The organism is Paenibacillus sp. NRS-1781 (genome assembly GCF_050467745.1).
Taxonomy (GTDB): Bacteria; Bacillota; Bacilli; order Paenibacillales; family Paenibacillaceae; genus Paenibacillus; species Paenibacillus terrae_A.
Genome location: NZ_JBITPI010000006.1, coordinates 1 through 25,870 on the forward strand (window position 1 = coordinate 1; position 25,870 = coordinate 25,870).

General features: G+C 47.5%; 23 protein-coding genes, 11 tRNA genes and 1 rRNA gene. 32 read left to right on the plus strand and 3 right to left on the minus strand.

Annotated elements, in window-relative coordinates; genetic code table 11:
* The 20 genes from ACIFO6_RS01710 to yajC form a co-directional block, all read left to right on the plus strand.
* Positions 1–102: ribosomal RNA gene (locus ACIFO6_RS01710) — 23S ribosomal RNA — on the plus strand; the annotation flags it as partial.
* Between the two features lie 68 nt (positions 103–170).
* Positions 171–246, plus strand: a tRNA-Asn gene (locus ACIFO6_RS01715).
* Between the two features lie 3 nt (positions 247–249).
* Positions 250–341: transfer RNA gene (locus tag ACIFO6_RS01720), tRNA-Ser, on the plus strand.
* Positions 342–359: 18 nt separating this feature from the next.
* A tRNA-Glu gene (locus tag ACIFO6_RS01725) sits at positions 360–431 on the plus strand.
* A 6-nt stretch (positions 432–437) separates the two neighbouring features.
* Positions 438–513, plus strand: a tRNA-Val gene (locus tag ACIFO6_RS01730).
* A 31-nt stretch (positions 514–544) separates the two neighbouring features.
* Positions 545–618, plus strand: a tRNA-Met gene (locus ACIFO6_RS01735).
* Positions 619–643: 25 nt separating this feature from the next.
* Positions 644–720, plus strand: a tRNA-Asp gene (locus ACIFO6_RS01740).
* 28 nt (positions 721–748) lie between these two features.
* A tRNA-Lys gene (locus tag ACIFO6_RS01745) sits at positions 749–824 on the plus strand.
* A gap of 35 nt (positions 825–859) precedes the next feature.
* Positions 860–934: transfer RNA gene (locus ACIFO6_RS01750), tRNA-Gly, on the plus strand.
* A gap of 5 nt (positions 935–939) precedes the next feature.
* Positions 940–1,016 (plus strand) — tRNA-Arg (locus tag ACIFO6_RS01755).
* Between the two features lie 13 nt (positions 1,017–1,029).
* Positions 1,030–1,109, plus strand: a tRNA-Leu gene (locus tag ACIFO6_RS01760).
* Positions 1,110–1,116: 7 nt separating this feature from the next.
* Positions 1,117–1,190: transfer RNA gene (locus ACIFO6_RS01765), tRNA-Pro, on the plus strand.
* A 118-nt stretch (positions 1,191–1,308) separates the two neighbouring features.
* A complete protein-coding gene (locus ACIFO6_RS01770) occupies positions 1,309–2,013 on the plus strand; it encodes a BofC C-terminal domain-containing protein (protein WP_430037421.1) in 705 nt (234 codons plus the stop codon).
* 234 nt (positions 2,014–2,247) lie between these two features.
* Complete coding sequence (gene ruvC / locus ACIFO6_RS01775; RefSeq protein ID WP_430037424.1) at positions 2,248–2,751, plus strand: crossover junction endodeoxyribonuclease RuvC; 504 nt, start codon at positions 2,248–2,250, stop codon at positions 2,749–2,751.
* On the plus strand, positions 2,748–3,356 hold the full coding sequence (ruvA, locus tag ACIFO6_RS01780) for a Holliday junction branch migration protein RuvA (protein WP_430037428.1): 609 nt from the start codon (positions 2,748–2,750) through the stop codon (positions 3,354–3,356). Before ruvC ends, ruvA begins: the two co-directional genes overlap by 4 nt.
* Before the next feature lie 50 nt (positions 3,357–3,406).
* Complete coding sequence (ruvB, locus tag ACIFO6_RS01785; protein ID WP_025681892.1) at positions 3,407–4,414, plus strand: Holliday junction branch migration DNA helicase RuvB; 1,008 nt, start codon at positions 3,407–3,409, stop codon at positions 4,412–4,414.
* A 277-nt stretch (positions 4,415–4,691) separates the two neighbouring features.
* Entirely contained in the window at positions 4,692–6,785 is a 2,094-nt protein-coding gene (locus ACIFO6_RS01790; protein ID WP_430037432.1) for a SpoIID/LytB domain-containing protein, read from the plus strand.
* Positions 6,786–6,792: 7 nt separating this feature from the next.
* Complete coding sequence (queA, locus tag ACIFO6_RS01795; protein ID WP_430037434.1) at positions 6,793–7,821, plus strand: tRNA preQ1(34) S-adenosylmethionine ribosyltransferase-isomerase QueA; 1,029 nt, start codon at positions 6,793–6,795, stop codon at positions 7,819–7,821.
* A gap of 20 nt (positions 7,822–7,841) precedes the next feature.
* Positions 7,842–8,981 (plus strand): tRNA guanosine(34) transglycosylase Tgt, encoded by a 1,140-nt coding sequence (gene tgt, locus ACIFO6_RS01800; RefSeq protein WP_430037436.1) that lies wholly within the window; start codon positions 7,842–7,844, stop codon positions 8,979–8,981.
* Between the two features lie 35 nt (positions 8,982–9,016).
* Entirely contained in the window at positions 9,017–9,352 is a 336-nt protein-coding gene (yajC, locus tag ACIFO6_RS01805; RefSeq protein WP_430037439.1) for a preprotein translocase subunit YajC, read from the plus strand.
* Between the two features lie 78 nt (positions 9,353–9,430).
* On the opposite strand, the gene ACIFO6_RS01810 is transcribed toward yajC, so the two are convergent.
* A complete protein-coding gene (locus tag ACIFO6_RS01810; RefSeq protein ID WP_025681897.1) occupies positions 9,431–9,820 on the minus strand; it encodes a TIGR04086 family membrane protein in 390 nt (129 codons plus the stop codon).
* A 203-nt stretch (positions 9,821–10,023) separates the two neighbouring features.
* On the opposite strand from ACIFO6_RS01810, the gene ACIFO6_RS01815 reads away from it, so the two are divergent.
* Positions 10,024–10,803 (plus strand): YetF domain-containing protein, encoded by a 780-nt coding sequence (locus ACIFO6_RS01815; RefSeq protein WP_430037603.1) that lies wholly within the window; start codon positions 10,024–10,026, stop codon positions 10,801–10,803.
* A gap of 5 nt (positions 10,804–10,808) precedes the next feature.
* Here the strand turns inward: ACIFO6_RS01815 and spoVB are convergent, their stop codons facing one another.
* Complete coding sequence (spoVB, locus tag ACIFO6_RS01820) at positions 10,809–12,380, minus strand: stage V sporulation protein B (protein WP_430037441.1); 1,572 nt, start codon at positions 12,378–12,380, stop codon at positions 10,809–10,811.
* Positions 12,381–12,686: 306 nt separating this feature from the next.
* Here spoVB and ACIFO6_RS01825 point away from each other — a divergent pair, with 306 nt between their 5' ends.
* From ACIFO6_RS01825 to ACIFO6_RS01865, 9 genes are all read left to right on the plus strand, one after another.
* A complete protein-coding gene (locus ACIFO6_RS01825; RefSeq protein WP_013311570.1) occupies positions 12,687–12,944 on the plus strand; it encodes a post-transcriptional regulator in 258 nt (85 codons plus the stop codon).
* Between the two features lie 90 nt (positions 12,945–13,034).
* Positions 13,035–14,291, plus strand: coding sequence for a protein translocase subunit SecD (secD, locus tag ACIFO6_RS01830; RefSeq protein ID WP_430037444.1), 1,257 nt, complete (start codon positions 13,035–13,037; stop codon positions 14,289–14,291).
* Positions 14,281–15,198 carry a protein translocase subunit SecF gene (secF, locus tag ACIFO6_RS01835; protein ID WP_430037447.1) on the plus strand — a complete coding sequence of 306 codons (918 nt, stop codon included), beginning with the start codon at positions 14,281–14,283 and terminating at the stop codon, positions 15,196–15,198. The genes secD and secF overlap by 11 nt, the downstream gene beginning before the upstream one ends.
* A gap of 134 nt (positions 15,199–15,332) precedes the next feature.
* A complete protein-coding gene (locus ACIFO6_RS01840) occupies positions 15,333–16,289 on the plus strand; it encodes a cation diffusion facilitator family transporter (protein ID WP_430037450.1) in 957 nt (318 codons plus the stop codon).
* 34 nt (positions 16,290–16,323) lie between these two features.
* Positions 16,324–18,720 (plus strand): single-stranded-DNA-specific exonuclease RecJ, encoded by a 2,397-nt coding sequence (gene recJ / locus ACIFO6_RS01845; RefSeq protein ID WP_430037453.1) that lies wholly within the window; start codon positions 16,324–16,326, stop codon positions 18,718–18,720.
* Positions 18,721–18,789: 69 nt separating this feature from the next.
* Positions 18,790–19,302 (plus strand): adenine phosphoribosyltransferase, encoded by a 513-nt coding sequence (locus tag ACIFO6_RS01850; protein ID WP_283652975.1) that lies wholly within the window; start codon positions 18,790–18,792, stop codon positions 19,300–19,302.
* A 190-nt stretch (positions 19,303–19,492) separates the two neighbouring features.
* Positions 19,493–20,332, plus strand: a complete 840-nt coding sequence (locus ACIFO6_RS01855) for a PDC sensor domain-containing protein (protein WP_430037456.1) — start codon at positions 19,493–19,495, stop codon at positions 20,330–20,332.
* An 18-nt stretch (positions 20,333–20,350) separates the two neighbouring features.
* Positions 20,351–21,166 carry a methyl-accepting chemotaxis protein gene (locus ACIFO6_RS01860; protein ID WP_430037459.1) on the plus strand — a complete coding sequence of 272 codons (816 nt, stop codon included), beginning with the start codon at positions 20,351–20,353 and terminating at the stop codon, positions 21,164–21,166.
* Positions 21,129–21,329, plus strand: a complete 201-nt coding sequence (locus ACIFO6_RS01865) for a hypothetical protein (protein WP_430037462.1) — start codon at positions 21,129–21,131, stop codon at positions 21,327–21,329. Before ACIFO6_RS01860 ends, ACIFO6_RS01865 begins: the two co-directional genes overlap by 38 nt.
* Positions 21,330–21,469: 140 nt before the next feature.
* Here the strand turns inward: ACIFO6_RS01865 and uraA are convergent, their stop codons facing one another.
* Complete coding sequence (gene uraA, locus ACIFO6_RS01870; RefSeq protein ID WP_430037464.1) at positions 21,470–22,780, minus strand: uracil permease; 1,311 nt, start codon at positions 22,778–22,780, stop codon at positions 21,470–21,472.
* A 269-nt stretch (positions 22,781–23,049) separates the two neighbouring features.
* Between uraA and ACIFO6_RS01875 the strand changes: the two genes are divergently transcribed.
* Both ACIFO6_RS01875 and dtd read left to right on the plus strand, forming a co-directional pair.
* On the plus strand, positions 23,050–25,227 hold the full coding sequence (locus tag ACIFO6_RS01875; protein WP_430037467.1) for a RelA/SpoT family protein: 2,178 nt from the start codon (positions 23,050–23,052) through the stop codon (positions 25,225–25,227).
* A 138-nt stretch (positions 25,228–25,365) separates the two neighbouring features.
* A complete protein-coding gene (gene dtd, locus ACIFO6_RS01880) occupies positions 25,366–25,812 on the plus strand; it encodes a D-aminoacyl-tRNA deacylase (protein WP_430037470.1) in 447 nt (148 codons plus the stop codon).
* Positions 25,813–25,870 lie beyond the last annotated feature (58 nt).

Sequence of the window (25,870 nt, forward strand, 5' to 3'; positions counted from 1 at the left end):
AAATAGTAAGACCCCTTGAAGACGACGAGGTAGATAGGTTGGGGGTGGAAGTGCAGTAATGCATGGAGCTGACCAATACTAATCGGTCGAGGGCTTATCCTAAAGATAGAACGCAATGAAGTTTCGGATCCAGTTTTCAGGGTGTAACCTTGAATGAATGATTATGTTATTCCCTGATAGCTCAGTTGGTAGAGCACTCGACTGTTAATCGAGTTGTCACAGGTTCGAGTCCTGTTCGGGGAGCCATATGGAGAGGTGTCCGAGTTGGCCGAAGGAGCACGATTGGAAATCGTGTAGGCGCCAAAAGCGTCTCGAGGGTTCGAATCCCTCTCTCTCCGCCAGATATTATTTATTGTTAAGGCCCGTTGGTCAAGCGGTTAAGACACCTCCCTTTCACGGAGGTAACAGGGGTTCGATTCCCCTACGGGTCATAATATGGAGGCTTAGCTCAGCTGGGAGAGCATCTGCCTTACAAGCAGAGGGTCGGGGGTTCGAGCCCCTCAGCCTCCACCATTTATCATTATATAGAATTCCCTAATATTATCGCGGGGTGGAGCAGTTCGGTAGCTCGTCGGGCTCATAACCCGAAGGTCACAGGTTCAAATCCTGTCCCCGCAATTCATTTCCCTAAGGAAATCCTTTTGGAACTGTGGTGTAGAGGCCTAACATGCCTGCCTGTCACGCAGGAGATCGCGGGTTCGAATCCCGTCAGTTCCGCCATTTTTACAAATTTATATTACCCTGTTGGGAGCCATTAGCTCAGTTGGTAGAGCACCTGACTTTTAATCAGGGTGTCGAAGGTTCGAGCCCTTCATGGCTCACCATTCATGAATTTATATGTCATGGATATCATTGTATTGCGGACGTGGCTCAGCGGTAGAGCATCGCCTTGCCAAGGCGAGGGTCGCGGGTTCGATTCCCGTCGTCCGCTCCATATTTGCGCCCTTAGCTCAGCTGGATAGAGCGTTTGACTACGAATCAAAAGGCCGGGAGTTCGAATCTCTCAGGGCGCGCCATTTAACTTCATAAGCCGGTGTGGCGGAATTGGCAGACGCGCGCGACTCAAAATCGTGAGGGAAACCGTGGAGGTTCGAGTCCTCTTACCGGCATATATTTCGGGATGTAGCTCAGCTTGGTAGAGCACCTGGTTTGGGACCAGGGGGTCGCATGTTCAAATCGTGTCATCCCGATTCAAAAGGAAAGTCGCTTGAAGAAGCGGCTTTTTTTGTTATATTTTTTGTCTTTTTTTGTATAAATCAGTAATCGTCAGGTCACACTAACACAAAAAGTGGGACGGAAGGGATTACTGTGAAGCGATTAAGCTGGAAAAAACAAATTAAACGACGCTGGAAGCAGTGGAGAAGAACGGTGTGGGCCTGTACTATTTTTGGATCGGCTTGTTTGCTGGCAGGTTTAGGTATCCTGTTTTCACGTTATATGCAGACTATGATGTCACAGTCCCTTGCTACTACCGTTATGGCGGACGTTGATACGGAGGAGCCTTCACACACGAGTCCGGCTGAAGTGCATTCCTCGCAGGTGCAGGTATTGCAAAGTATCCGTGCTTCTGGCATCAGCAGAAAGACTCATTTGTTAACTACCTATGTGTGTGGCACAGAGACACTTTCTTTGGGAACGTTAAGTTCTCAGCAGTTAGAGAGTTTGCTGAAGCAGCATCCCGATTGGAAGGGACGGTTAAATTCCAGGGGCGAGGTGTGGCTGGAGCGTAAAGTGGAGGATTTGTCGGAGTTATGCAAACAGCACGCCTACATGGGTATGAGTATGGATGGACAGCTTACTTTGTTTGAAGGACCGCCTAAAAAAGAAAAAGTAATTCGGACTTTCTTTCAGCTGGATGTGGGATCAATGGAGACGGCTCTGCCCGAGGGAGTGTATGAGCAGCTCCAGCAGGGAATCCGTGTGCAGGATATGAACGAATACAACAGCGTGATCTCCACTTTTGGTGATTTTGCGGTGGAACGAACACAGCGGGTATTGAAGCAGCAATATTGATTACATGCAAGTGGGAGGCGTGTGGCTTTGCCCGGGGGGTGAGGCGTACAACGTCTCTTTTTTTGTGATGAACTTAGAGTTAAACTTTTTACTCTATTAGATGCAAAGTTTTGTTATAATGAAATGAACGACACATATGTTCGCTTTGTTTAGTATTTGGCAATGATTATGGTTTTGATATTGATCGTTGATGGCTAGTTAACGCCGTATTTTGGCGATAGGGGAGAGATTTTTTTGCGTTTTCTAGGAATTGATCCGGGTATTGCAATTGTGGGCTTTGGATTTGTAGACAAGATTGGCAGTAAGGTGGTTCCTGTTCAATACGGTTGCATCCAGACGGAGGCCCATACACCGGAAGAAGAGCGGTTGCTTTATGTGTATGAGGGCATGCTGCAATTGATTGATAAATATAAGCCTGATGCGGTAGCGCTGGAGAAGCTTTTTTTTAATCGTAACGTAACAACCGCAATGTCTGTGAGTCAGGCGCGCGGTGTGCTGGTGCTGGCTGCGAAACAACGTGGTCTGCCTATAGGGGAATATACGCCTATGCAGGTGAAACAGGCTATTGTAGGGTATGGAAAGGCTGAGAAGAAGCAGGTACAGGAAATGGTTAGAATGTTTCTGAAGCTTCAAGTTGTGCCCAAACCGGATGATGTGGCGGATGCTTTGGCAGTGGCTATTTGTCATGCGCATTCATATGGACTAAATTCAAAGTTAAATGAGGTATTGCGAAAATGATAGATTTCTTGCGTGGTTCTGTGGCTCACTTGGAAAATGAATATGTCGTTTTGGATGTGCAGGGTGTCGGGTACCGGGTGTTTTGTCCGAATCCTTATGCCTTTGTTAAAACAGATAAGCCTGTTGTCATTTATATTCACCATCATGTAAGGGAAGATGCTATTTTATTGTTCGGTTTTGCGACCCGTGAGGAGCAGCAGTTGTTCCGTAAGCTCATTGATGTATCTGGAATTGGGCCGCGTGTGGCGCTTGGTATTTTGGGAGGCGGTACACCTACTCATGTGGTAACGGCAATCTATCAGGAGAACATCGCGTTTCTCACCAAGCTGCCGGGTATCGGTAAAAAGACAGCACAGCGCATGATTCTGGATTTGAAGGACAAGCTGGACGGCATCGGCTCAGTCAGCATTGCGACCGGATTGTTTGCGGAGCCTGTCGTGGAAGAGGGTTCCTATTGGAGCGAGGCACGAGAAGCGCTCAAGGCGTTGGGCTACACAGATGCGGAGCTGGATATGGTATGGAGCAGAATGAAGAAAGACGCGAAACCTGATGAATCTGCCGATATTTTGATGAAACGGGCTTTGCAACTGTTGTTTGCCGGATAGGACGATGATGTCCGTTAAAGAAGTCTGATGAAAAGGAGGAGCGATGGAATATGGATGACCGGATTATTTCCGCCAATTTGATGATGGAAGACCAGACGGCGGAGCTAAGCCTTCGCCCCCGTTATCTGAATGAATATATCGGGCAAAATCAGGTGAAAGAAAATTTGAAAATATATATTGAAGCGGCCAAAATGCGTAAAGAGGCGCTGGATCATGTGCTGCTGTACGGCCCGCCTGGACTGGGCAAAACGACGCTCGCCAATATTATCGCCAACGAGCTTGGTGTTAATTTACGCACGACCTCAGGCCCGGCAATTGAAAGACCTGGGGACCTGGCGGCGTTGCTGACTAATCTTCAAGAGGGCGATGTTTTGTTCATTGACGAGATACATCGCCTGCACCGTACGGTGGAAGAAGTCATGTATCCGGCAATGGAGGATTTTGCTCTGGACATTATGATTGGTAAAGGCCCGAGTGCGCGTTCGGTTCGTCTGGATTTGCCGCCCTTTACGCTTATAGGGGCTACTACGCGCGCTGGGCTGCTTTCTGCGCCGTTGCGTGACCGATTTGGTGTCATTAGTCGGTTGGAGTTCTATACGACAGACGAGCTGGCCTACATCGTATCAAGGAACGCAGATATTATGGAGATTGAGATTGTCGGGGATGCGGCCGAGGAAATTGCATTGCGTTCACGGGGGACACCACGGATTGCGAATCGGCTGTTAAAAAGGGTACGTGATTTTGCCCAAGTTGCAGGAGACGGTATTATTCATTCGGAGCTGGCCGCAGAGGCGTTGAAGAGATTGCAAATTGATCCGCGCGGACTGGATGAAATTGACCATAAAATGCTTAAGGCGATGATTCATTCATTCCGTGGCGGACCTGTGGGATTGGATACAATTGCAGCGACCATTGGTGAAGAAAGTCAGACGATCGAGGATGTGTATGAGCCATATTTATTGCAAATCGGCCTTCTGCAAAGAACGCCGCGGGGACGGATGGTGACTCCGGCGGCCTATGCTCACCTCGGAATTCCCATGCCAACGGATTCACGGTGAGCAGGGAATGTGTACTTTTATCACATGGAACAGGCAGTATCGCCTCATACACAGAAAAATGTAGCTGAAATTAGTTCTTAACGTGATTACACGGCTATGTACTCGTATGATATTGTGAGACGAATGGTATGGAAAAGAGAGTGCGTTTAATTAAGATTTGAGCGGGTTCAAGTTTAGGCGTATTTCGCCGATGTATTAAAAGGGACAGGTATGAGTTAAGTCCCCGCCAAATCATGCAGTATGCGTGCTATGACAGCCAGAAATGGGGGAGCCAGAAATGAGTGAAAAGGCGTTAAATCAAAACACAATTTTCGGCACATGGGCGTGTCGGGCCAAACGGGCAACAGCGGCTATCGTATTAGCTGTAGTTTGCTTGCCTTGGTCTTCGACTGTTCACGCCGCTGCCACCCAAGAGGATATTCGTGTAGTGATCTTTGCGGATCTGGGCAGCAAATATAAAGCGACTACACCCGCTGTTACCTTGAAATCATCAGGGGCTTTGAGTGTCGGACAAAACAGTGGGGGCAGCTTTCAGGCCTGGACGGGACTTCCGGACAGCACAGCACGCTTTAGTGTAGACAGCTATCGGGTGAAGGTACTGGAAGGAAATGAAGCGGCTGCCATAAAAGCGGCTCAAGTGTTGCAGAAGACCAATGATAAACCGACGGTTTTTATTGGCTCGAAAAACGGTAGCTCTGTCTATCAGGTGTATGCGGGAATATATGCGAGTGAACAGGCGGCACAGGCCGCTGTACAGCGCATTTCTACTGCAACCGGAGCACAGGTGGAAGTTACGGGGAACAAGCATTGGTCTACAGGGAACTATGGTAGTGAGCAAGAGGCCAATCTCGTCCGAACGACGATTGCTGCCGCAGGTTTTGATGCTTTTACCGTAGTTCAATCGAGAGGTCAATATGCTGTGTGGATCGGTGAAGAGAGTAATGACAGCAAGTTGTCCGCTTTGAAAACAGAACTGGAAAGCAAGCAACCGCGACTCACCCTCTCTAAAGTCAACGCTACTCAAACTGGACTGATTGTGAGACAGGAAGCAGGAGTAACGACAGGCTCTCAGGTGATGACTCATTACGTGCTGAGTGGTTCTGATAATAGCAAGGTTATTGTCAACGGAGACAACGATGGAATTCAAGTGGTTGAGAGATCACAGCGTACATATCGTGGAGACATGGAGATTGGCATGACGTCAGGACAGCTAGCGCTAGTAAACGAAGTGCCGTTGGAGCAGTATTTGTATTCCGTGGTAGGAGCTGAGGTCTATTCCTCATGGCCGGGTGAAGCACTCAAGGCACAAGCGGTAGCGGCTCGCAGCTATGCGCTTGCCCAAGGCAATCGTTTTCAGATCGGGAACGTGGTGGATGGAACGTTAAGCCAGGCTTATAACGGCAAAGGCTCAGAGCATGCGAATGTTAGCGAGGCTGTAGATGCAACTGCTGGTGAAGTGATTAAAAGTGGTGGCAAGGTGGTCGAAGCTGTATTTTCATCCAATGCGGGTGGCGTTACAGCGGATGCTTCCGAGGTGTGGAATAGTGGCGGCGAAGCGTTTGCCAGCGTAGATAGCTCTGGAGATACTTCGGCGCAAAAAGGAGCACAAGAGTGGTATCATGTGCTTCTCTCGAGTGGAAAGACAGGCTATATCCGAGCAGATAACGTTAAGGAGTTGGAGGGAGTCACAGAGGCGGGGCTAGACAAGGTCACCGTGACTGCTGAAAATACCAATGTACGTCCCATTCCTCAAATTCAATCAAACGTGTCAGCAGTAGCCAAGGTACAACCGGGCGAAGAAATGATTGTATTGGAAAAGGTGCCTCAATCTGGAGACTACGCATGGGTGCGGGGACCCTTTACGGCTGCTCAGCTTGTAAAATCCTTGCAAGGGAAAGTAACGGGCACAGTACCGTCCTCTATTGACCATCTCGATGTCACCAAACGCGGTCCGAGTGGACGAGTGCTGGAGGTTGAAGCGAACGGATCGCCTTTAAAGGTGAAGTATCCTGATATGTTTCGTTCAGCGATGGGAGGATTGCCGAGCACGCTGTTTGATATTGCGAGTACTGGCAGTTATACTGTATTAGGCGCTGATGGGGCTACTACTCATGTAAATGGTGCACAGGGAACTTCAATCCTGTCGGCATCAGGGAGCAGCACTTCCAATGGTAATGGGGTGATTGTCATGAATGAAGATCGTCATGCGCGAGTCATCGACAAAACGCAAAGCTTTATTTTTACAGGCAAAGGGAATGGTCACGGTTTGGGCTTGTCACAATGGGGAGCCAACGGTTTGGCTGATCAGGGGTATGATTACAAGAAAATTTTGCAACACTATTACAAAAATGTGGATATAGTTAAGGACTGACCAATATATGAACGTAAACGATTATGATTTTGAATTACCTGAAACATTAATTGCACAGACGCCTTTGCTTGAACGTAGTGCTTCCAGACTGCTGACGTTGAATAAGGGTAGCGGTGAAGTGGGTCATCATACATTTTCAGATATTGTGCAGTATCTCCAACCGGGCGATACGCTGGTGCTAAATGATACGCGAGTGATTCCTGCACGCTTGTTTGGTATCAAGGAAGACACGGGAGCTAAGGCCGAGGTGTTACTGCTCAAGCCACTGGAGGGTGACCGATGGGAAGCATTGGTCAAACCCGGCAAGAAGTTGAAAAAGGGCGCGGTCATCGTTTTCGGTGATGAGTTGAAGGCGGTCATTGAGGAAGAAGGCGATATGGGCGGAAGAGTGCTCTCATTCTCATATGAAGGTATTTTTCAGGAGATATTGGATCGTCTTGGGAAAATGCCGCTTCCACCGTATATCAAGGAGCAACTGGATGACCGTGAGCGTTATCAGACGGTTTATGCCCGGCACGAAGGCTCAGCCGCGGCTCCAACCGCAGGTTTACATTTTACAGAGGAATTGCTGGACCGAATTAGAGAAAAGGGTGTTTCCATTGCTTTTGTCACCCTTCACGTCGGTTTAGGAACGTTCAGACCCATGTCTGTGGATACGATTGAAGAGCATGTGATGCATGAAGAATATTATTCATTGTCACAGGAAACGGCAGATGTGCTGAATGAAACCAAAGCGCGTGGCGGAAGAGTCGTAGCGGTGGGGACAACCAGTTGTCGGACGCTGGAGACGGTGGGCAATACATTCGGTGACGAACTATTACAGGCCAGCAGCGGCTGGACGCAGATTTTTATTTATCCAGGTTATGAATTCCGTGTGGTAGATGCGATGATTACGAATTTTCATTTGCCTAAATCCACATTGGTTATGCTGGTCAGCGCACTGGCGGGCAGGGAGAATATTATGCATGCTTACCAGGAGGCGATTGACCAGGAATATCGGTTTTTCAGCTTTGGGGACGCAATGTTCATTTATTAATTAAGGATGGTAGAGAAAATATGGCACCAGCAATAAGATACGAACATATTAAAACCTGCAAACAATCGGGTGCTCGTCTCGGTCGTGTGCATACACCTCACGGGGTTATTGAGACACCAACCTTTATGCCTGTAGGGACACAAGCTACAGTTAAAACGATGAGTCCTGAGGAACTGAAAGAAATGGATGCTCATATTATTTTGAGTAATACGTATCATCTGTTTCTTCGACCTGGTCACGATATTATTCGTGAAGCAGGCGGGCTGCACAAGTTTATGAACTGGGATCGTCCTATTTTAACGGACAGCGGCGGGTTTCAAGTGTTTTCATTGAGTGAAATGCGTAAAATTACGGAGGAGGGCGTTCATTTTCGCTCCCACTTGAATGGAGATAAGAAGTTTCTTTCGCCAGAAGTGGCCATGGAAATTCAAAACTCGCTCGGCTCGGATATTATGATGGCCTTTGATGAATGTCCTCCTTTTCCGGCTGAATATGAGTATGTGAAAAAGTCGTTGGAACGCACCAGCCGTTGGGCTGAGCGCTGTTTGGAGGCGCATGCGCGTCCTCTTGATCAAGGGTTGTTTGCCATTGTTCAGGGAGGGATGCATGAAGATCTGCGAAAGCAGAGCGCGGCGGATTTGACTTCCATGGATTTCCCGGGGTATGCTATTGGTGGACTGAGCGTAGGTGAACCGAAGCATTTGATGTATGAAGTGCTGGATTATACGCTTCCTCTGCTTCCCACTAACAAGCCACGCTACTTGATGGGCGTAGGTTCTCCGGATGCCTTAATTGAAGGCGCTATCCGTGGTGTGGATATGTTTGATTGCGTACTTCCAACACGAATTGCTCGCAACGGGACGACGATGACCAGCCAAGGCCGTCTTGTCGTTCGCAATGCCCAATATGCAAGAGATTTCGGTCCGCTTGATCCGGCTTGTGATTGCTATACCTGTCGTAATTATTCACGTGCTTACTTACGACACTTGATTAAAGCGGATGAAACCTTCGGGCTCCGACTGACAACGTATCATAATTTGCATTTCTTAATTCAATTGATGCGCAATGTCAGACAAGCGATTATGGATGACAGACTGCTTGATTTCCGCGATGAATTTTTTGAGCAGTATGGTCTTCATGATAATGATAAAGGTTTTTAAGTTTTAGGGGAGAGTATACGAAAGGGGGATTTAATATGTTTCAATTTGCTACAGCTGCAGCTGCACCTGGTGGAGCTGGGGGGCTTTTTCAAATGATTTGGCCACTGGCTCTGATGTTTGTAATCTTCTATTTCTTGCTGATTCGTCCGAATCAGAAAAAACAGAAGCAGCGTCAAACGATGCTTCAAGCCTTGAAAAAGGGTGATAAAGTGATTACAATCGGAGGTCTTCACGGTACAATTTTGGAGATTACGGATGATGTGGTCGTTTTGCGTGTCAATGATGTTACGAAGCTAACCTTTGATCGCAGCGCAATCAGCAATGCGATTGCAAAAGATTCTGCTTCCGAGGAAGTTGTTTCCAAATCATAGAATATTAGCATAACATGCAAAAACCGAGCCTTGGAGTAGGGCTCGGTTTTTTGTGTTGTTTCGCCACATACATTTTGATTATTTGCTCAGGTTAATCCCAAACATACCGCCCCCGGCTCCAATGATAAAGGCAATTCCCAGGTGCAAAAGATCCTTGGCGTTCATGCCTGCATCCAGTGCCAGAAAACCGACCAGCAGCACGATTAGCCCATACAGGATGCCTGTAATACCGCCTTGATACCAGCCTTTGTTCGTAGATCTTTTACCGGCGACGAAGCCGCCAGATACCATGGCGAATGCATGAACGATGTACGTATACAACGATAAATCCTGTTCCTGCATCTGTGTCAGCCACAAGAGTAGCGAAAGGATAAATGCGCCCAGAAGCATCCATGCAAAAGCATAAAACAAGCCGGATAAAATGGGATGGGCCAGACGAAACGAACACCAGCGGCGAATGAGCTCCATTGATAATTCCTCCTGTACCAAGGTTTGAACTATTATAATTCTATGGCCAAGCCTCCCGGCTTAGTACCAAGTCGTAAGCAGTCTTTGTCTTTATTTGAATAATTTAACCTTTTGATTTTTGTATGGTTGATATGAGAAACGGTCAGAATACGTGTACAATGAACGGCGAATGTCTTGTCGCAAGTACAGGAGGAGGCGACATGTTGGGGCACGATATTTTTGCACATGTATTTCGAACGTTGCTCATGTATTTTATTGTATTTCTGGTTATGCGCTTAATGGGTAAACGGGAGATCGGAAAATTATCTGTTTTTGACCTCGTGATATCCATTATGATTGCGGAAATCGCTGTATTTAGTTTGGAAGATGTAAAACGTCCGTTGTATGAAGGTCTGATTCCTTTGGGCGTGCTTCTGATTTTGCAGATCGGCATTTCGTATTTCAGTCTTAAAAGTCGGCGTCTACGGCTGCTGTTTGATGGTAAGCCCAGTGTATTGTTCTCCAATGGACAAATAAACAGAGGAGAAATGCTGAAGCAACGCTACAATTTAGATGATCTGCTGTTACAACTTCGGGAACAAAATATCGAAGGCTTGGACGATGTAGAATATGTTATTTTGGAAACGACAGGCAAGCTCACGGTCATACGTAAAGATGATGAAGTTGGAAATAGTGAATCTGAAAAGCAGACACCAAATTTAGAACAAACGAATTTGATAAACAATGATCAACAGGAGAATAAAGTCCATCCTTCGCCTCAAATCGGCGGGAAGTTTAGATATGAGGGTCTTCCCATTCCGTTGATTATGGATGGCAAGGTGCTGGATCGAAATTTGGAGCGCATGGATATGAACCGTTTTTGGCTTAAAAATCAGATTCAAGCTCAAGGACATAAGGATTTTAAGGATGTTTTCTTGTGCTCGGTTAACCATAAAGGCGATGTATATATTACGCCGCCTGCCTTTGGGGAATCCTCTAATTAAGCCTGCTATGCTTTAAACCATCTTCTCAGGACGGGGATACGGTTGAGGTTGCCCCAGTCAATCATTTTGGTCAGAGTCATCAGAAAAAGGTACAGAATAATGCCCAAGCCTGCGGCGAAAAGAAATTGCAGCCACATTTGACTGAAAAACGCTAGATGTCTGTAAGTATATAAGACGGCAGCCGCCATGATAATCATGCCGACTCCGGTTTTCCAGAAATCAAGCAGCCGCACTCTAAACCGAAGTAGTCTGCTTACACTGAAGCCATGCAAAAGAGTGACTATGGAACTGTTGATACAAATGGCAATGACAGCTCCATAAATACCGTATTGAGGCTGGGAAGCAAGCCAGACGATAAGCACGATTTTGAAAACGGCTCCGACAAAGGTATTGAATAAGGCGCTTCCGGGACGATCCAGAGCCTGAAGTGCTGCCTGAAGCGGGGCCTGAATGTACATAAAAAGAGCAAAAGGAGCCATGAGCTTAAGCATGCCCGCAATGTCGCCATTGTTGTAGAGGAGTAGGCACAGAGGCTCTGCCAATACGTACATAATGACAGCAAAAGGGGCTCCTGCAACTAAAGCAAGCCGAAGGGATTGATGCAATCGCTTATGAATGGCTGTCAATTGTCCCTTGGCAGCAGCTTCGGATAAAGAAGGTACAAGGGAAACAGCCAGTGAACTGGTGAGGACACCAGGCAGTAATAACACTGGAATGATCATACCCTGCATGGCTCCGTATTGGGCGGTTGCCACTCCGGTGGCAATACCTGCTACGGCCAGGCTACGCATACATAGAATAGATTCGAGCAAATAGGACAACGATCCTACAAGTCTTCCGGCTGTTACGGGAACCGATATAGACAGAAGCCGTGACAACACAGACGGTTGTTCGGAATGAGCACCTGAAGATGGAGAAACTTCTGGTTGGGGTATATGAACTTTTTGCTGGTTCCACTTGTATTGCCACAGAAGAACAATCATGCCAATGAGTTCACCCGCCAGCGCACCGAGCATCGCGCCCGCAGCAGCATAGGCCATGCCATACGGAAGGAGCAGATAAGCAAACCAGATGACGCAAAAAATGCGCATGACAGTCTCCGCAATGGAGGAGCTTGCGGACGGAATCATATTTTGTTTTCCCTGAAAATAGCCTCTGTAGGCAGAGGAAACAGCAACAATAACAATCATCGGACTCATGCTGACAAATGTATAATAAACACGGCTGTCTGTCAGCAGGTGGCTTGTAATCCAGGGGGCAAAGAGAAGACAGAGCACCATGGCCAGCAGGCTAAGTGTAACGGTGAAACGCAGACTTGTGTGCAAAATACGCCGTGATATTTCAGGCTGACCAGCCGTTTCAGATTCGGCTACAAGCTTGGCTACGGCAAGTGGTATCCCTCCGGTAATAAGGGTTACCAACACGATAAAAAAGGGATACCCCTGTTGGTACAAGCCGACTCCTTCGGGACCGATAATACGCGGGAGCGCGATTCGCGGAATAAAACCCAGCAGCCGATTGATAATTCCAGCCGCTAATAAAATAATTGCTCCATGGATGAATGTCTGCTTTTTCAATCGCAACTCCCTCTTCCCCAAAATGAATTCCGCGTCTATGTGTTACTTTAAAAGATATGCCAGACCTGTCCATGTTCATGACAAGCTTTTCCGAATGAAAGCAGAGGGATCAGGATAACCAGAGGGGGAGTGGTGAATTCTGCTATTGACGATCGAAATGAATGCATATATTGTTGGTTTACGGCTATTTTCGACGAAAAAGAAGGGTTTTCCAGGATCAGGGCAGAAATGTTCTATAAAGCAGTCAATAACCCCGCTAATTGCTGATCTGCGGAACCGGAGTCGCTGGGAGGAGGAACGGCCATCGTGGGTATGGAAGAGCTGGATGAGCAGGATTGGGATGACGCAATTGAGATGCTGTGTCAAAGCAAGGCGGACGAGTTGATTCTCGTAGGCTATGAGCATGTCACAAGCAAGGACGTGTGGAATTGCGTAAGCCATAAATATGAAAAGGAGGGTATTCCTCCGCTGCACAAGCTCGTTAACGATATACTTTCCCTTAAAGCGACGAGCTTTATGAACTATTTGACAATGTCCGCATTACGGGGCTCCACTTTCGAATAGAAGGGGGTCTTTTTTTGCGTTCAAATTGACTGCTTTTTGAGGGGTAGCTATAATAGGAATATTGAGAATGAAAGGGGAACATGGGACGGAATGAAGAGAATTCTAAGTTTCATCGTGGTCGTGCTCATAACCACTGGTGTTATGGTTGGGACAAGCCCGGGCCTGCTGAACAGTTTAAAACTAGGCCTCGATTTAAAGGGAGGCTTTGAAATTTTATATGAAGCCCAGCCTTTGGAAGCCGGGCAGAGTGTAACCAGACAGTCTCTCATACAAACAGCTCAAAGTCTGGAGAGACGGATTAATGCGCTCGGTACGACTGAGCCGGAAGTAACAACAGAGGGCACCAACCGTATTCGTGTGCGGCTTGCTGGTGTCTCCAATGAGGCAGAAGTCCGCTCCATGCTGAAAAAGCCTGCCGAGCTAACGTTCCGCAGTGCGACGGCAGCGGATGCTAAAAAGCCGGGCCAATACAGCAAAGTTGAGCTTCGTGGTAATGATTTTGTGGAGAATGGCGCTGTTGTTGGCTTTGACCAGCTGAACCAACCTGAAATTAGTATCAAAGTGAAAGACAAAGCCAAGTTTGCAGAGATCACAAAGCGACTTCTTAACAAAGAGTTGGCTATTTTTCTGGATCAGGAATTACTTTCTGCACCTACGGTACGTGGAGAACTGACGGATGGCAGTGCGTCGATCACAGGTAACTATACTCGTGATGAAGCGAACAAGCTGGCCGATACGATTAACCTGGGAGCACTTCCGCTCAAACTGACGGAAAAATATTCCCAGAGTGTAGGCGCTACACTGGGCCAATTGTCACTGGATCAGACGATCCGTGCCGGTTTGATTGGTTCGATCATTATTCTGGTATTCATGATTTTGATGTTCCGTGTACCGGGACTGGTTGCCAGCTTCTGTCTCATCGTTCATACCTGGCTGGTGCTTGCCATCTTCTACTTGGGCGGGTTTGTACTCACGCTTCCGGGTATTGCAGCGTTCGTGCTGGGGATCGGGATGGCAGTCGATGCCAATATCATTACGTATGAGCGGATTAAAGAAGAAATCAAGACAGGTAAGACGATTCGTTCTTCTGTCATCGCAGGCGGTAAAGCCTCATTCCGTACCGTTATGGACGCCAATATTACAACCATTATAGCGGCTGCTGTTATGTTCGGTCTGGGAACAGGCTCGGTTAGAGGTTTCGCTCTGGTGCTCATCGTTGATATTGTCACCAGTATTTTGACGAATATCTTCTTCTCCCGTTTCTTGCTCAATCTGCTGGTTAAAGCGGATGTTGTGAAGAAGCCCAAGTATTTTGGTGTGAAGGAGAGTGATATCAGTGCGCTTTAATTGGGACTATAAATATGTCAAGATGAGCAAATGGTTTTACACATTCTCAATTATTCTTACGCTGCTAGGCATTTTGAGTTTGTCCATATTTGGTTTGAATTACGGTGTTGACTTTCGTTCCGGTTCCAACGTGGATGTCAATTTGACTAAAGCAGTTACACAAGAACAGATTCAAACTTTGCTGGACAAGAAGGGTATCGGCAAAGAGGTGGATTATACGCCGGGTAAAGAACGCTTTGGTATTCGCTTTTCGCAGGTACTGACGGATCAGCAAGTGAATGATTTTAAAACATCTTTTAATAAAGAGCTTGATCCAAAGGCTTCCTTTGAGGTTAATACGGTGGATACGGAAATGGCGCAAGAGCTGGAGCGAAATGCAATATGGGCAATTTTGCTGGCCTGTGTAGCCATCGCTGCCTATATCTCGATCCGGTTTGAATGGCGGTTCGCCATTGCAGCCATCGTTTCGCTATTGCATGATGCGTTTCTCGTTATCAGTATTTTCTCCATCTTCCGACTTGAGGTGAATTTGACCTTTATTACGGCAATTCTGACGATTGTCGGCTTCTCCATTAATGACACCGTCGTTATTTTTGACCGTATTCGGGAAAATTTACGATTTGCCAAGAAGAAGTCCAGGGACGACTTGGAACAGGTGGTCGATCACAGTATTGCACAGACAATGACTCGTTCACTTGCAACGGTGTTTACTGTGTTTATTGCCTCCGTGTGCTTGTTCATTTTTGGCGGAGAGTCAATTCGGATGTTCTCGCTTGCGATGGTTATTGGTTTGTTGTTCGGTGCTTATTCTTCCATCTTCATTGCCAGCCCGTTGTGGGTAGCTTTGAAAGGAAAACAGAAGCCTTCGGCAACTGGCGGCAGTGTGGCCAAGATTGAAAAGTCTTAAATTACGCTTAATTTCACAACAGTATGAATGAAAGAGAAAGCCGCGTCTGCATGGGCGCGGTTTTCTAAGGTTTGGAGAATTTGACATAGAGCATTACCGGGGAATTGTCAGTTCAGGATTGAGGAGGAGACGTTGTGAATAGCGAACGCAGCCGATCATTGGAAACTGCGGCGTGGAGCGGGATTGTGGGTAATCTTGCACTGGCTGTTCTAAAGGGAACCGTTGGTTATACGGCAAACAGCAAGGCGTTGATGGGGGATGCGCTGCACACGGCTGCGGATAGTGCTTCCCGTTTGAAGGAGCTTTTGTTTTCCAAAGGTGCAGCAGAGCATGGTATACTGGCATGGTTGCGAAACGGTGAAAAAGTCCGGACTGTCATATCGGTGGTACTGGCTATATTGGTTCTAATGAGTGGTCTTCAGTTGGGCATATCGGCTGTTCGTTCTTTAAGCAGTCCAGACCCGCAGGCTCCAGGTCTGTATGCACTAATTGCTGCTTTCACTGCTTTGGTACTGAGAGAGTCACTGTTTCAGTTTCAATACCGCTACTCCATTAAACATGGTCATAAGACTGAAGCAGATTTGTACGCTAATCATGAACGGTATTCGCTGTATGCGTCGCTGATTGCTTTGATCGGCATGATTGGGGCAATGACAGGCGAAGCGATGGAATGGCCAGCATTATTATATCTTGACCCGACCGCTGCGTTGCTGGTAGCTTGTCTAGTGTTGCGTAAAGGATATCTGATGGTACTGAATACCGCCTATCCGGCTCCTGCACAACCTCTGCGTGAGGAAGACTCACAACGCTTTATGGAGACGATACAGCGGGTGCATGGTATCGTAACAGTTGAGCATCTGCATGCACAGGAAGCAGGTCATTTTATAACTGTGGATGTAACCATTAGCGTGAATCCCCGGATTACCGTGCAAGAAGCGCAGGAAATTGCTGATCGGGCAAAAAATCTGCTACTGGCACGTTTTCCGCAGGTGACCCATGTACAGATGCAGTTCGTTTCTTATCAAGCCGGGTATCCTTACAAGTCTAATCATGAGCTACCGGATAATGATGTGTCGTCCTTGCTGCAATAATAGCAGGGCGACTATGAAAGAAAGGTGAATAGGATTGCTTCATTCGCAGTACCGATGGAAGACCCCAGAGGTTAACCTGGAAGCGGCTCAGTCGTTGACGGAAGAGCTGGGGATTTCACCATTGTTGTCTCGGCTGCTAGTGAATCGGGGTGTCACTACGGCCGGGGAAGCAAACCGCTTTTTGTACGGAAGTGTAGACGACATACACGACCCTTTTCTGCTACTGGGCATGCAAGAGGCAGTGCCAAGGATCAGTAGGGCGTTAGAACGTGGCGAACACATATTAATTTATGGTGATTATGATGCGGACGGGGTATCCAGTACGTCATTGATGATTCAGCTTATGCGCTTCCTGAAAGCTTCGTATGATATTTATATTCCGCACCGCTCCAATGAGGGATATGGACTGCACAATCATGCCCTTGATTGGGCTAACCAGCAGGGGATTACGCTCGTCATTACAGTGGATACGGGAATTAGTGCAGTAGAGCAAATCGCTTATGCGGCAACCTTGGGTATGGATGTTATTGTTACAGACCATCACGAGCCTCCTGCTGTACTTCCTGAAGCGTATGCTCTGATCAATCCTAAGCTACCCGGATGTCCCTATCCATTCAAGGGTCTTGCTGGTGTAGGTGTCGCTCTAAAGCTGGCACAGGCGCTGCTGGGTGAAGTACCCGAGGAATGGTTTGAAATTGCTGCTATCGGTACGGTAGCTGATCTGATGCCGTTACATGGTGAGAACCGAACGATGGTACGCAGAGGGATTCAGTCGATGAGAAGCTCTGCGTTTCCGGGTATTCGGGCGTTGCTTGGTGTAGCGGGAGTGGATATGTCTACAGTGACCTCTGTCAACATTGCATTTGCCTTGGCTCCCCGGATTAATGCCAGTGGACGTCTGGATCATGCAGGACGGGCGGTCTCCCTTTTGACGACAGAGCAGGAGGGAGAAGCGGATCAGCTCGCGCATGCGCTGGATCTGCTCAATCGGGAGCGTCAGCAAGTGGTTGAACGTATTGTAGAGCAAGCCGAGCAGCAGCTGGCAGCCAAGCTGAATGGAAGCACGCTGCCGTCTGTCATCGTATTGGCAGGTGAAGGCTGGAACGTGGGTGTCGTGGGGATTGTGGCATCCAAGTTGCTGGATCGCTATTATCGTCCAACCATTATTCTGGGCATAGATACAGAGACAGGAATGTGCAAAGGGTCTGCCCGTTCTATTCCGGCCTTGGATATTTATAGTGCTCTGACAGACAGTCATGACCTGATGGAGCACTTTGGCGGTCATCCTTCGGCTGCGGGTATGACGCTGTCTCGCGACAATCTGGCATTATTTGAGGAACGGTTAAATCGCTATGCCGCTTCCATTTTGACGCTAGACAATCTCGTTCCTGTAGCCGAGGCAGACATGGTCTGTCGTTTGGACGAGGTATCTTTACAGGTGGTTGAAGAACTGGAGTTACTACAGCCCTTTGGTATGGGGAATCCTTCTCCACGTTTCGTGTTACAGGGTCTTCAATTGCGTGAGGCCCGTAAAATGGGGCGTGAGAAAAATCATGTCAAGCTGTTGCTGGAGCAGAACGGATTATCGCTGGATGCGGTTGCCTTTCGACGTGGTGATCTGGCCGATTTTTTGCAGCAGCAAACTGAGCTTGATCTGATGGGCGAGCTTTCTATTAATGAGTGGAACGGCAAACGCTCCCTCCAGCTGATGATGCAGGATATCCGTGTACAGGCTCCGCAAATTTTTGATTATCGGGGAGTATCGGACCCTTTTGCCGAGCTGGAGCGGGGGCTTAAGATTTTTCATCCTCGTATAGAAGCACGAAAAAATGACGTTGCTGTTGTGATGCATCCATCGTCCAGGCTCCGTCCGTCTCGTCCAGTGAACGTCGAATCCATATGGGTATATGATAAGGAGGGCGGCGTTACTCCCAGTCATGATCGAAGGGATACGCAGCACTCTGTAAAGTCACTGTTCGTGCTGGAGCCACCAGATACGCCAGAGCAGTTGCAGGCATTGTGGTCTACGTTTGAAGATGTGGAGAATGTGTTTCTTCTTCATTCGGTCAGTGAACGAGGCGGTCGGCTCGTCAGCCCGGACAGGGAGCTGTTTAAGCGTATTTACGTTGTGCTTTCCCAAGTAGGGACGCAGCCTGTGGACGAAAAAGCCATGCTGCCTGCTCTTAGCCGCCAATGCTCCTGTTCAGTACGAATGCTATCTAAAGTGCTGGACATTTTCGAGGAGCTTGAGTTTATAACGCGTACAAAAGGGCGATTCTGTTTTGTTTCCAATCCACCCAAGCGAGATTTAACGGCTTCTCCACGTTATCAGGAATTGCATGATATGGCTGAAATGGAGCGTTATTTACTGGATGCGGATACAACCCAGATGACAAGCTGGATTATGTCGCTTATGAAGGGCGCGTCTTGAGGCATACCCTCAAAGTCAATGATGTAGGCTGGACATACTAATTAGAAGTTTACAGTAGGAGGAACTAAGTTGGACTACAAAGAATATATTCGGGTGATTCCCGATTTTCCACAACCAGGGATTAGTTTTAAGGATATTACGACCCTGATGAAAAATGGAGAACTGTACCGCAAGGCAATCAATGATATGAAGGAACTGGTATCGGATTTGAAAATTGATCTGATTGCAGGTCCCGAAGCACGTGGATTCGTTGTAGGTGCGCCTCTGGCTTATGCGCTTGGAGTTGGTTTTATTCCCATCCGTAAAAGTGGCAAGCTGCCTGGTGATACTATCGAGGAAGCATACGGCTTGGAATACGGCAAGGACATGCTGGCTATGCATAAGGATGCAATTGAGCCGGGACAAAATGTTTTGATTGCGGATGATCTGCTTGCTACAGGCGGAACCATCGCTACATCAGTGAATTTGGTACGTCAGCTTGGTGGAAATGTGGTAGGGACTGCTTTTCTTATTGAGCTGTCTGATCTGAATGGACGAGCGAAATTGCCTGACGTAGATGTATTTACGTTGATTACGTACTAAGCGCTTTAAAGCCTGGGGGTTTCCCGGGAAATATTTGAGCATGAATAACCTAAATAGCTCGATGGAACCTCTCTTTTCTTAAAGAGTTGCTCCATCGGGCTATTTTTGTTTAGAATTCATTCACGAAAATCGTTATAAAAAAAATGAACGAATTGTCGATAAACAATAAAAAGGGGCAGGGGTGGTCATATTGCGTACATTTCAATTTAAAAGCTTACAAGCACGAACATTCTCTACCTTGGTTCCCCTTGTGCTTCTGACTCTGATTTTAATCAGTTTTTTGTCTTACTTTTTCGCTAAGCAAAAGTTGGACGCGGAAATTAGCCAGAATGCTACCCATTCTCTGTCGGGAGTTAAAGCAGATATTGCAGCTAATGTGGATCGGCATGCTTTACTTGTCTCCATGCTGGCCAAGAGTGCAGAACAGCTGGGGACAGGAACGAAAATTGAAAATTATGGTCATTTGTATGAACAAGAGTTGGCATTGAATGATATGACCTATGGTCTGGGTGTTTTTTTCGCCAAGGATGCGTATGAGCCTGATACGACATATCGATCCAATTATGTGTATAGAGATGGTAAACAAATGAAGCAAACGACTGAATATGATGATCCCCAATATAACTATTTAACAAAGTTGTGGTATACAGGGGCTGTTGAGCGAGGTAAAGAAATAAACTTTACGGAGCCCTTTTACGATTCCAAAATGAAAGTAAATATGATTACTGCCGGAAAAGCATTTTATGACCGAACAGGTAAGCTGATGGGTGTCATTACGGGTGACTTAAGTATGGCGAGTATTCAAGCCTATATCGAACGGATGAAATTCGGTGCCCAAGGAAGCGCGGTTTTGATGGACAAGAATGGAGCGATCCTGTCATCGGGACTCCAATCCATAAAAGCAGGTGAACCACTGGCGAAAGTGTTGGGTATGGAGGAGGCAGAAGCTATCCAAAATGGTGCTTCCGGGCAGTTGTCCGCGTCCATCGGGAATGAGGATTATCAGATATTGTATGATACAATACCGTAAACCGGTTGGAAAATTGGGGTGCTGCTGCCGGATTCGGAGCTGAATCGTCCTGCGAACGAAATGCTTAAACTGCTCCTTATCGTTAGTGCTATCGGAATCCTGCTGATCATGGGGGCCTTGCTGGTTAGCAATTTGGGGATGGTCAGAGAGATTAAAAAAATAATGCAGATGACGAATCGCATGGCCGTTGGAGATTATACAGTTGAAGTATCTCATCATCGTAAAGATGAGTTTGGTCAAATGGCAGAGGGAATTAATGAGGTGATTGCTGCTACAAGAGGGATGGCAAGTCGCTTGAGCGAAGAATCCAGCGTGATTACGACGGTATCCTTAACTATTTCCCAGGATATTTCTGGCGCATCTAAGGATGCGAAGCACAATGCTGACGAGCTGGCTCAGGTCAAAAAAGGCGCAGAACTACAGTTGGCTGCTGCGGCAGAGAGTGCGACTGCGATGGAGGAAATGGCTGTTGGCGTTCAACGTATTGCCGAATCCATACAGCAGGTATCTGAAGCTACCACAGGCATTGAACATAAGGCTCATCAAGGAAATGAACGTTTGACTGAGGTCACCCGAGGAATGCACAAAGCGAAGGTATCTATGGATGAAGCAGGTAAGGTAGTAGGTTCGTTGAATGAACGGTCGGCCCAGATCGGCAGTATTATCGGGATCATTCAGGAAATTAGCGGGCAGACCAAGCTGCTGTCGCTGAATGCTTCCATTGAGGCCGCACGTGCGGGGGAGCATGGCCGAGGGTTCGCTGTTGTGGCTTCAGAGATCGGCAAGCTTGCCGTAAATGTCAGCAGGCTCAGAGGAAGTTGCGGCATCTATTAGTTACCTTGCCGATATTGCAAAAGCTTCTGCTGAACATGCTGGGCAAGCCTCCGAACGATCTGAACGGCAACTGAAAGCGTTGGAAAGTCTGGATAGCTCAGCGAAGTCGCTTACAGGTGTTTCTGACACGCTCAATCAGGTGGTATCCCATTTTCGTGTGTGATGTTATTTGAAAATACAGGCGCTGCAATAAAAAAATCGCCGTTCTCCATGGGCTGTGGCTCAACACGCCTTGCCGTTTTGGCAGGTGGTGTTCATTCGCAGCACATGGAGTCGGCGATTTTTAATGTGATGGGACAGGCATCAATCCGGTGTTTTTTCTATCAAGGGTTCCTGAGTTTTATCATTGGACCAGCCGAGTACGTCAATCAGCTTGAAGAACAAGCTAAGGATAATCCCGATGATTGTAGCCAATGCCATACCTTTGAGGGTAACAGCGCCCCAAGTGAGTGTAGCACCACTGATTCCGACGACCAGTACGACCGTAGCAAGCAGCATGTTAGTCGGCTTGGCGAAATCAACTTTTTGCTCCACGAAGATTCTTAGACCGGAAGCAGCGATGACACCGAACAACAGCAAGGATACACCACCCATGACCGGAGCCGGGATATTGGAAACAATCGCCGAGAAGGTGCCTGAGAAGGACAATAGGATGGCAATAACAGCGGCCCCACCAATGACCCATACAGAGTACACTTTCGTTAATGCCATGACACCGATATTTTCACCATAGGTTGTATTGGGCGTCGAGCCAACAAAACCAGAAAAGATAGTGGAGATACCGTTACCCAGCAGCGAACGATGAAGGCCGGGATCTTTCGACAGCTCGCGTCCGACAATATTGCTAGTCACAAGCAAATGCCCGATATGCTCCACGATAACGACCAGGGCGACTGGAAGAATCGTCAGCATAGCCGAGGTGTTAAATACTGGAGTGGTAATTGCAGGATGTCCGAAAAAAGGTGCATCCGCAATTGCTTGCGTGTTTACCATACCCATAAAATAAGCGAGCATGTACCCCACCACGATACCAATCAGAATATGAATGATTTTGGCAAACCCGCGAAACAGCACGGCTCCCAGAACAGTGACACCGAGTGTAATAAGGGAAAGGGTAATGGTTTTGGGATCCGGGGTCCAGGCTTTGGTTGGATCGGCATTGATAATGCCTGCCATGCCTGCTGCAACCGGAACCAGCTCCAGACCAATCAGAGCTACAATGGAGCCCATGACAGCTGGTGGGAATACAACGTCCAGCCACCGGGTTCCGGCATATTTGATTACCAGCGCAACAAGGCAGAAAATAATACCTGTAACAATGAAAGCGCCGAGGGCCATGGCATAACCATTGCCACCAGGGTTGTTTTTAAGCACGAGACTAACTGGAGCGATAAAAGCGAAGCTGGAGCCGAGATAGGCGGGAATTTTGCCACGGCAGATCCAGATGTACAGTAATGTGCCAATTCCATTCATTAGCAAAATCATGCCGGGATCGACACCGAAGATATTCGGTACCAGCACGGTACTGCCAAACATGGCAAACAAATGCTGTACGCTGAGCAGGAACCCGGGTCCTGCCGGAAGCTTTTCATTAACTTGAATTTCGCGTTGCAACGCAGTTCACTCCTTAGTTCTTTCAATTATTCTTATATACATTAATTACTTTTCGTATTTTTTTCAATATAATTCGTTTCATTTCGCCAACAATCCTGATTTCATTGACCTATATGTGTCGGAATGACATGACAATGCCAAACCTGTAACAGTTGACGTGTGACGTGGTAACCGTCATAATTGTAGGAAATCACTTTTAAAAGGGAACCTTTGTGCGACATTGATCGGCGGGTTCCATTTTGCATAGAAAGGACACGGAATAGAGCAGAATGGGGATAGAGCAATTACTTAAAAAGGCCGGGGCCTATACCAGAGAAGCAGATCTTATCCGCATCAGGGAAGCCTACGATTTTGCCGAGCAGGCCCATTCAGGCCAGACTCGCAAGTCCGGTGAACCTTATATTCTGCATCCGCTTGCGGTTGCTGATATCGTCGTTAATATGCAGATGGATACCATCTCCATTATTGCCGCTCTTTTACATGACGTTGTGGAGGATACGACGGTGTCTTTGGCGCAGATTCGCGAGCATTTTGGCGATACATGTGCGATGCTTGTCGATGGTCTGACGAAGCTGGAGCGTATCCAGTTCCGTTCCAAGGAAGAACAACAGAACGAAAATTATCGAAAAATGTTTATTGCCATGGCACAGGACATTCGCGTCATTGTCATCAAGTTGGCGGATCGTCTGCATAACATGCGCACCTTGAAATACCAGTCCGAGGAAAGCCAGCGCCGGATCGCTTATGAAACGTTGGAAATTTTCTGTCCGGTTGCGAACCGACTGGGTATTTCAGCAATTAAATGGGAAATGGAAGATATTGCTCTGCGCTATCTGAATCCTCAGCAATATTATCGTATCGCCAATTTGATGCATAAGAAGCGGGCAGAGCGGGAGCAGTTTATTGATAACGTTATAGAACGCATTGCTGAGAAGCTGGAAGAGATGGGCATTCAGGCCGATTTATCCGGGCGTCCCAAGCATATTTACAGTGTGTTTAAAAAAATGACCACGAAAAACAAGCAATTCAATGAAATATATGATTTGCTGGCGATTCGGATCATTGTGGATAATATTAAGGACTGCTATGCCACACTGGGCATTATCCATACATTGTGGAAGCCGATGCCGGGGCGGTTTAAAGATTATATCGCTATGCCTAAGGCCAACATGTATCAGTCCCTTCATACGACAGTAGTCGGTCCGAATGGCGAACCAACCGAGGTACAGATTCGCACGGTGGATATGCACCGTACTGCTGAGTTCGGGATCGCAGCTCACTGGGCCTACAAAGAAGGAAATGGATCGAATAACACCAATTTTGAGGATAAAATTACCTTTTTTCGCGAAATTCTGGAGCTGCAAAATGAGGCGAAGGACGCGTCGGAATTTGTGGAATCGCTCAAAATGGACTTTTTCTCCGACCTTGTTTTTGTATTTACGCCAAAAGGAGAGGTTATTGAGCTGCCAGCCGGATCGGTTCCGCTGGATTTTGCTTTCCGGATCCATACCGAAGTCGGGAACCGCACAATTGGCTCCAAGGTAAATGGAAGAATTGTGCCGCTGGACTATCGGCTTAAAACCGGCGATATCGTCGAAATTATGACGTCCAAGCATTCTTATGGACCTAGTCAGGACTGGCTCAAAATTGCTCAGTCCTCTCACGCGCGCAGTAAAATCAAGCAGTGGTTCAAGAAGGAAAAGCGTGAGGAGAATGTCGAAAAAGGCCGTGAGAACCTGGAACGCGAGCTGAGAAAACGCGATATAGAGCCTTCGGTGTGGATGAGCGACGACAAGCTTCTGGAGGTTGCACAGAAGTTTTCTTTTAACGATATCGAGGATATGCTGTCTGCCATCGGCTTCGGTGGAATTACAGCAGCGCAGGTCTGTACACGTTTGACAGAGAAGCTGCGACGAGAGCAAGAAGAGGCACGTCTGATTGAGCTGACGACCGAGGTCAAGGAATATAAGCCGCAGGGCGAACGGAAAAAAACACCGACCAATGGTGTCAGCGTCAGAGGCGTAGACAATTTGCTCGTTCGTTTTGCACGATGCTGTAACCCTGTGCCGGGAGACGACATTATCGGTTATGTAACACGTGGACGCGGGGTATCTGTTCACCGCACGGATTGTCCTAATATCCCTTCGGGTACGGGCGAAGATCAGGCGCGTGTGATCGAGGTTGAGTGGGAAGAAGCTGCAGAAGTGAATTACAGCGTCGATATTGAGATTACAGGACATGATCGTAACGGCTTGTTGAACGAGGTGCTTCAGGCTATTTCAGAAAATAAAACCAGCTTCTCAGCTGTTACAGGCCGTACGGACAAAAATAAAATGGCGATGATTCACATTACGATTCTCATCCGCAATACGGATCATTTGCACTCTGTTGTTGAGCGAATCAAACGGGTGAAAGATGTGTACACTGTTCACCGGATTATGCAATAGCCCTTGTGGGTGTGTAAATAGGTTTACAGCCTTTGTAACGCAATTTGGTATAAGAGACACGTTATGTTGCTAAAAGAGACGTGGCTTGCCTGTAGGAGGCTCTTAAAGGGCAGGGATAAAGGAGACAGCGGACAGGCGATGAAGATTATTATTCAACGCTGTAAAGACGCTCAGGTAGCGGTTAATCAAAAGGTGGTTGGCAAGATCGGAACCGGATTGATGCTGCTGGTTGGTATTGGTCAGGGAGATACGGCGGCCGATGCCGTTTATTTGGCGGACAAAACAGCGGGATTACGTATATTTGAGGATACTGAAGGCAAAATGAACAACAGTGTGCTGGATGTTGGCGGAGCTATTTTGTCCGTCTCTCAGTTTACGCTCTATGGTGACTGCCGCAAGGGTAGAAGACCGAATTTCATGGGCGCTGCCAAGCCGGAGGAAGCAGAGAAGCTGTACGATTTTTTCAACAGTCAGCTTCGTGCGAAGGGCTTGGAGGTCGAGACAGGAATTTTCGGGGCCATGATGGATGTGTCATTGACCAACTGGGGTCCGGTAACGCTGATTCTGGATAGCGAACGTTCGTAACGTAGAGCAGTATAAAATGACCGTTCAAGGGGACGATAATGTCATCTCCGCTGGTGTT

Coding starts and splice junctions, on each gene's coding strand:
- ruvA (WP_430037428.1), top strand. CDS start 2,748: ATGATAGATTTCTTGCGTGGTTCTGTGGCTCACTTGGAAAATGAATAT.
- tgt (WP_430037436.1), top strand. CDS start 7,842: ATGGCACCAGCAATAAGATACGAACATATTAAAACCTGCAAACAATCG.
- ACIFO6_RS01865 (WP_430037462.1), top strand. CDS start 21,129: ATGTCAGCAGGCTCAGAGGAAGTTGCGGCATCTATTAGTTACCTTGCC.
- queA (WP_430037434.1), top strand. CDS start 6,793: ATGAACGTAAACGATTATGATTTTGAATTACCTGAAACATTAATTGCA.
- ruvB (WP_025681892.1), top strand. CDS start 3,407: ATGGATGACCGGATTATTTCCGCCAATTTGATGATGGAAGACCAGACG.
- secD (WP_430037444.1), top strand. CDS start 13,035: ATGAAGAGAATTCTAAGTTTCATCGTGGTCGTGCTCATAACCACTGGT.
- ACIFO6_RS01810 (WP_025681897.1), bottom strand. CDS start 9,820: ATGGAGCTCATTCGCCGCTGGTGTTCGTTTCGTCTGGCCCATCCCATT.
- ACIFO6_RS01875 (WP_430037467.1), top strand. CDS start 23,050: ATGGGGATAGAGCAATTACTTAAAAAGGCCGGGGCCTATACCAGAGAA.
- ACIFO6_RS01790 (WP_430037432.1), top strand. CDS start 4,692: ATGAGTGAAAAGGCGTTAAATCAAAACACAATTTTCGGCACATGGGCG.
- yajC (WP_430037439.1), top strand. CDS start 9,017: ATGTTTCAATTTGCTACAGCTGCAGCTGCACCTGGTGGAGCTGGGGGG.
- dtd (WP_430037470.1), top strand. CDS start 25,366: ATGAAGATTATTATTCAACGCTGTAAAGACGCTCAGGTAGCGGTTAAT.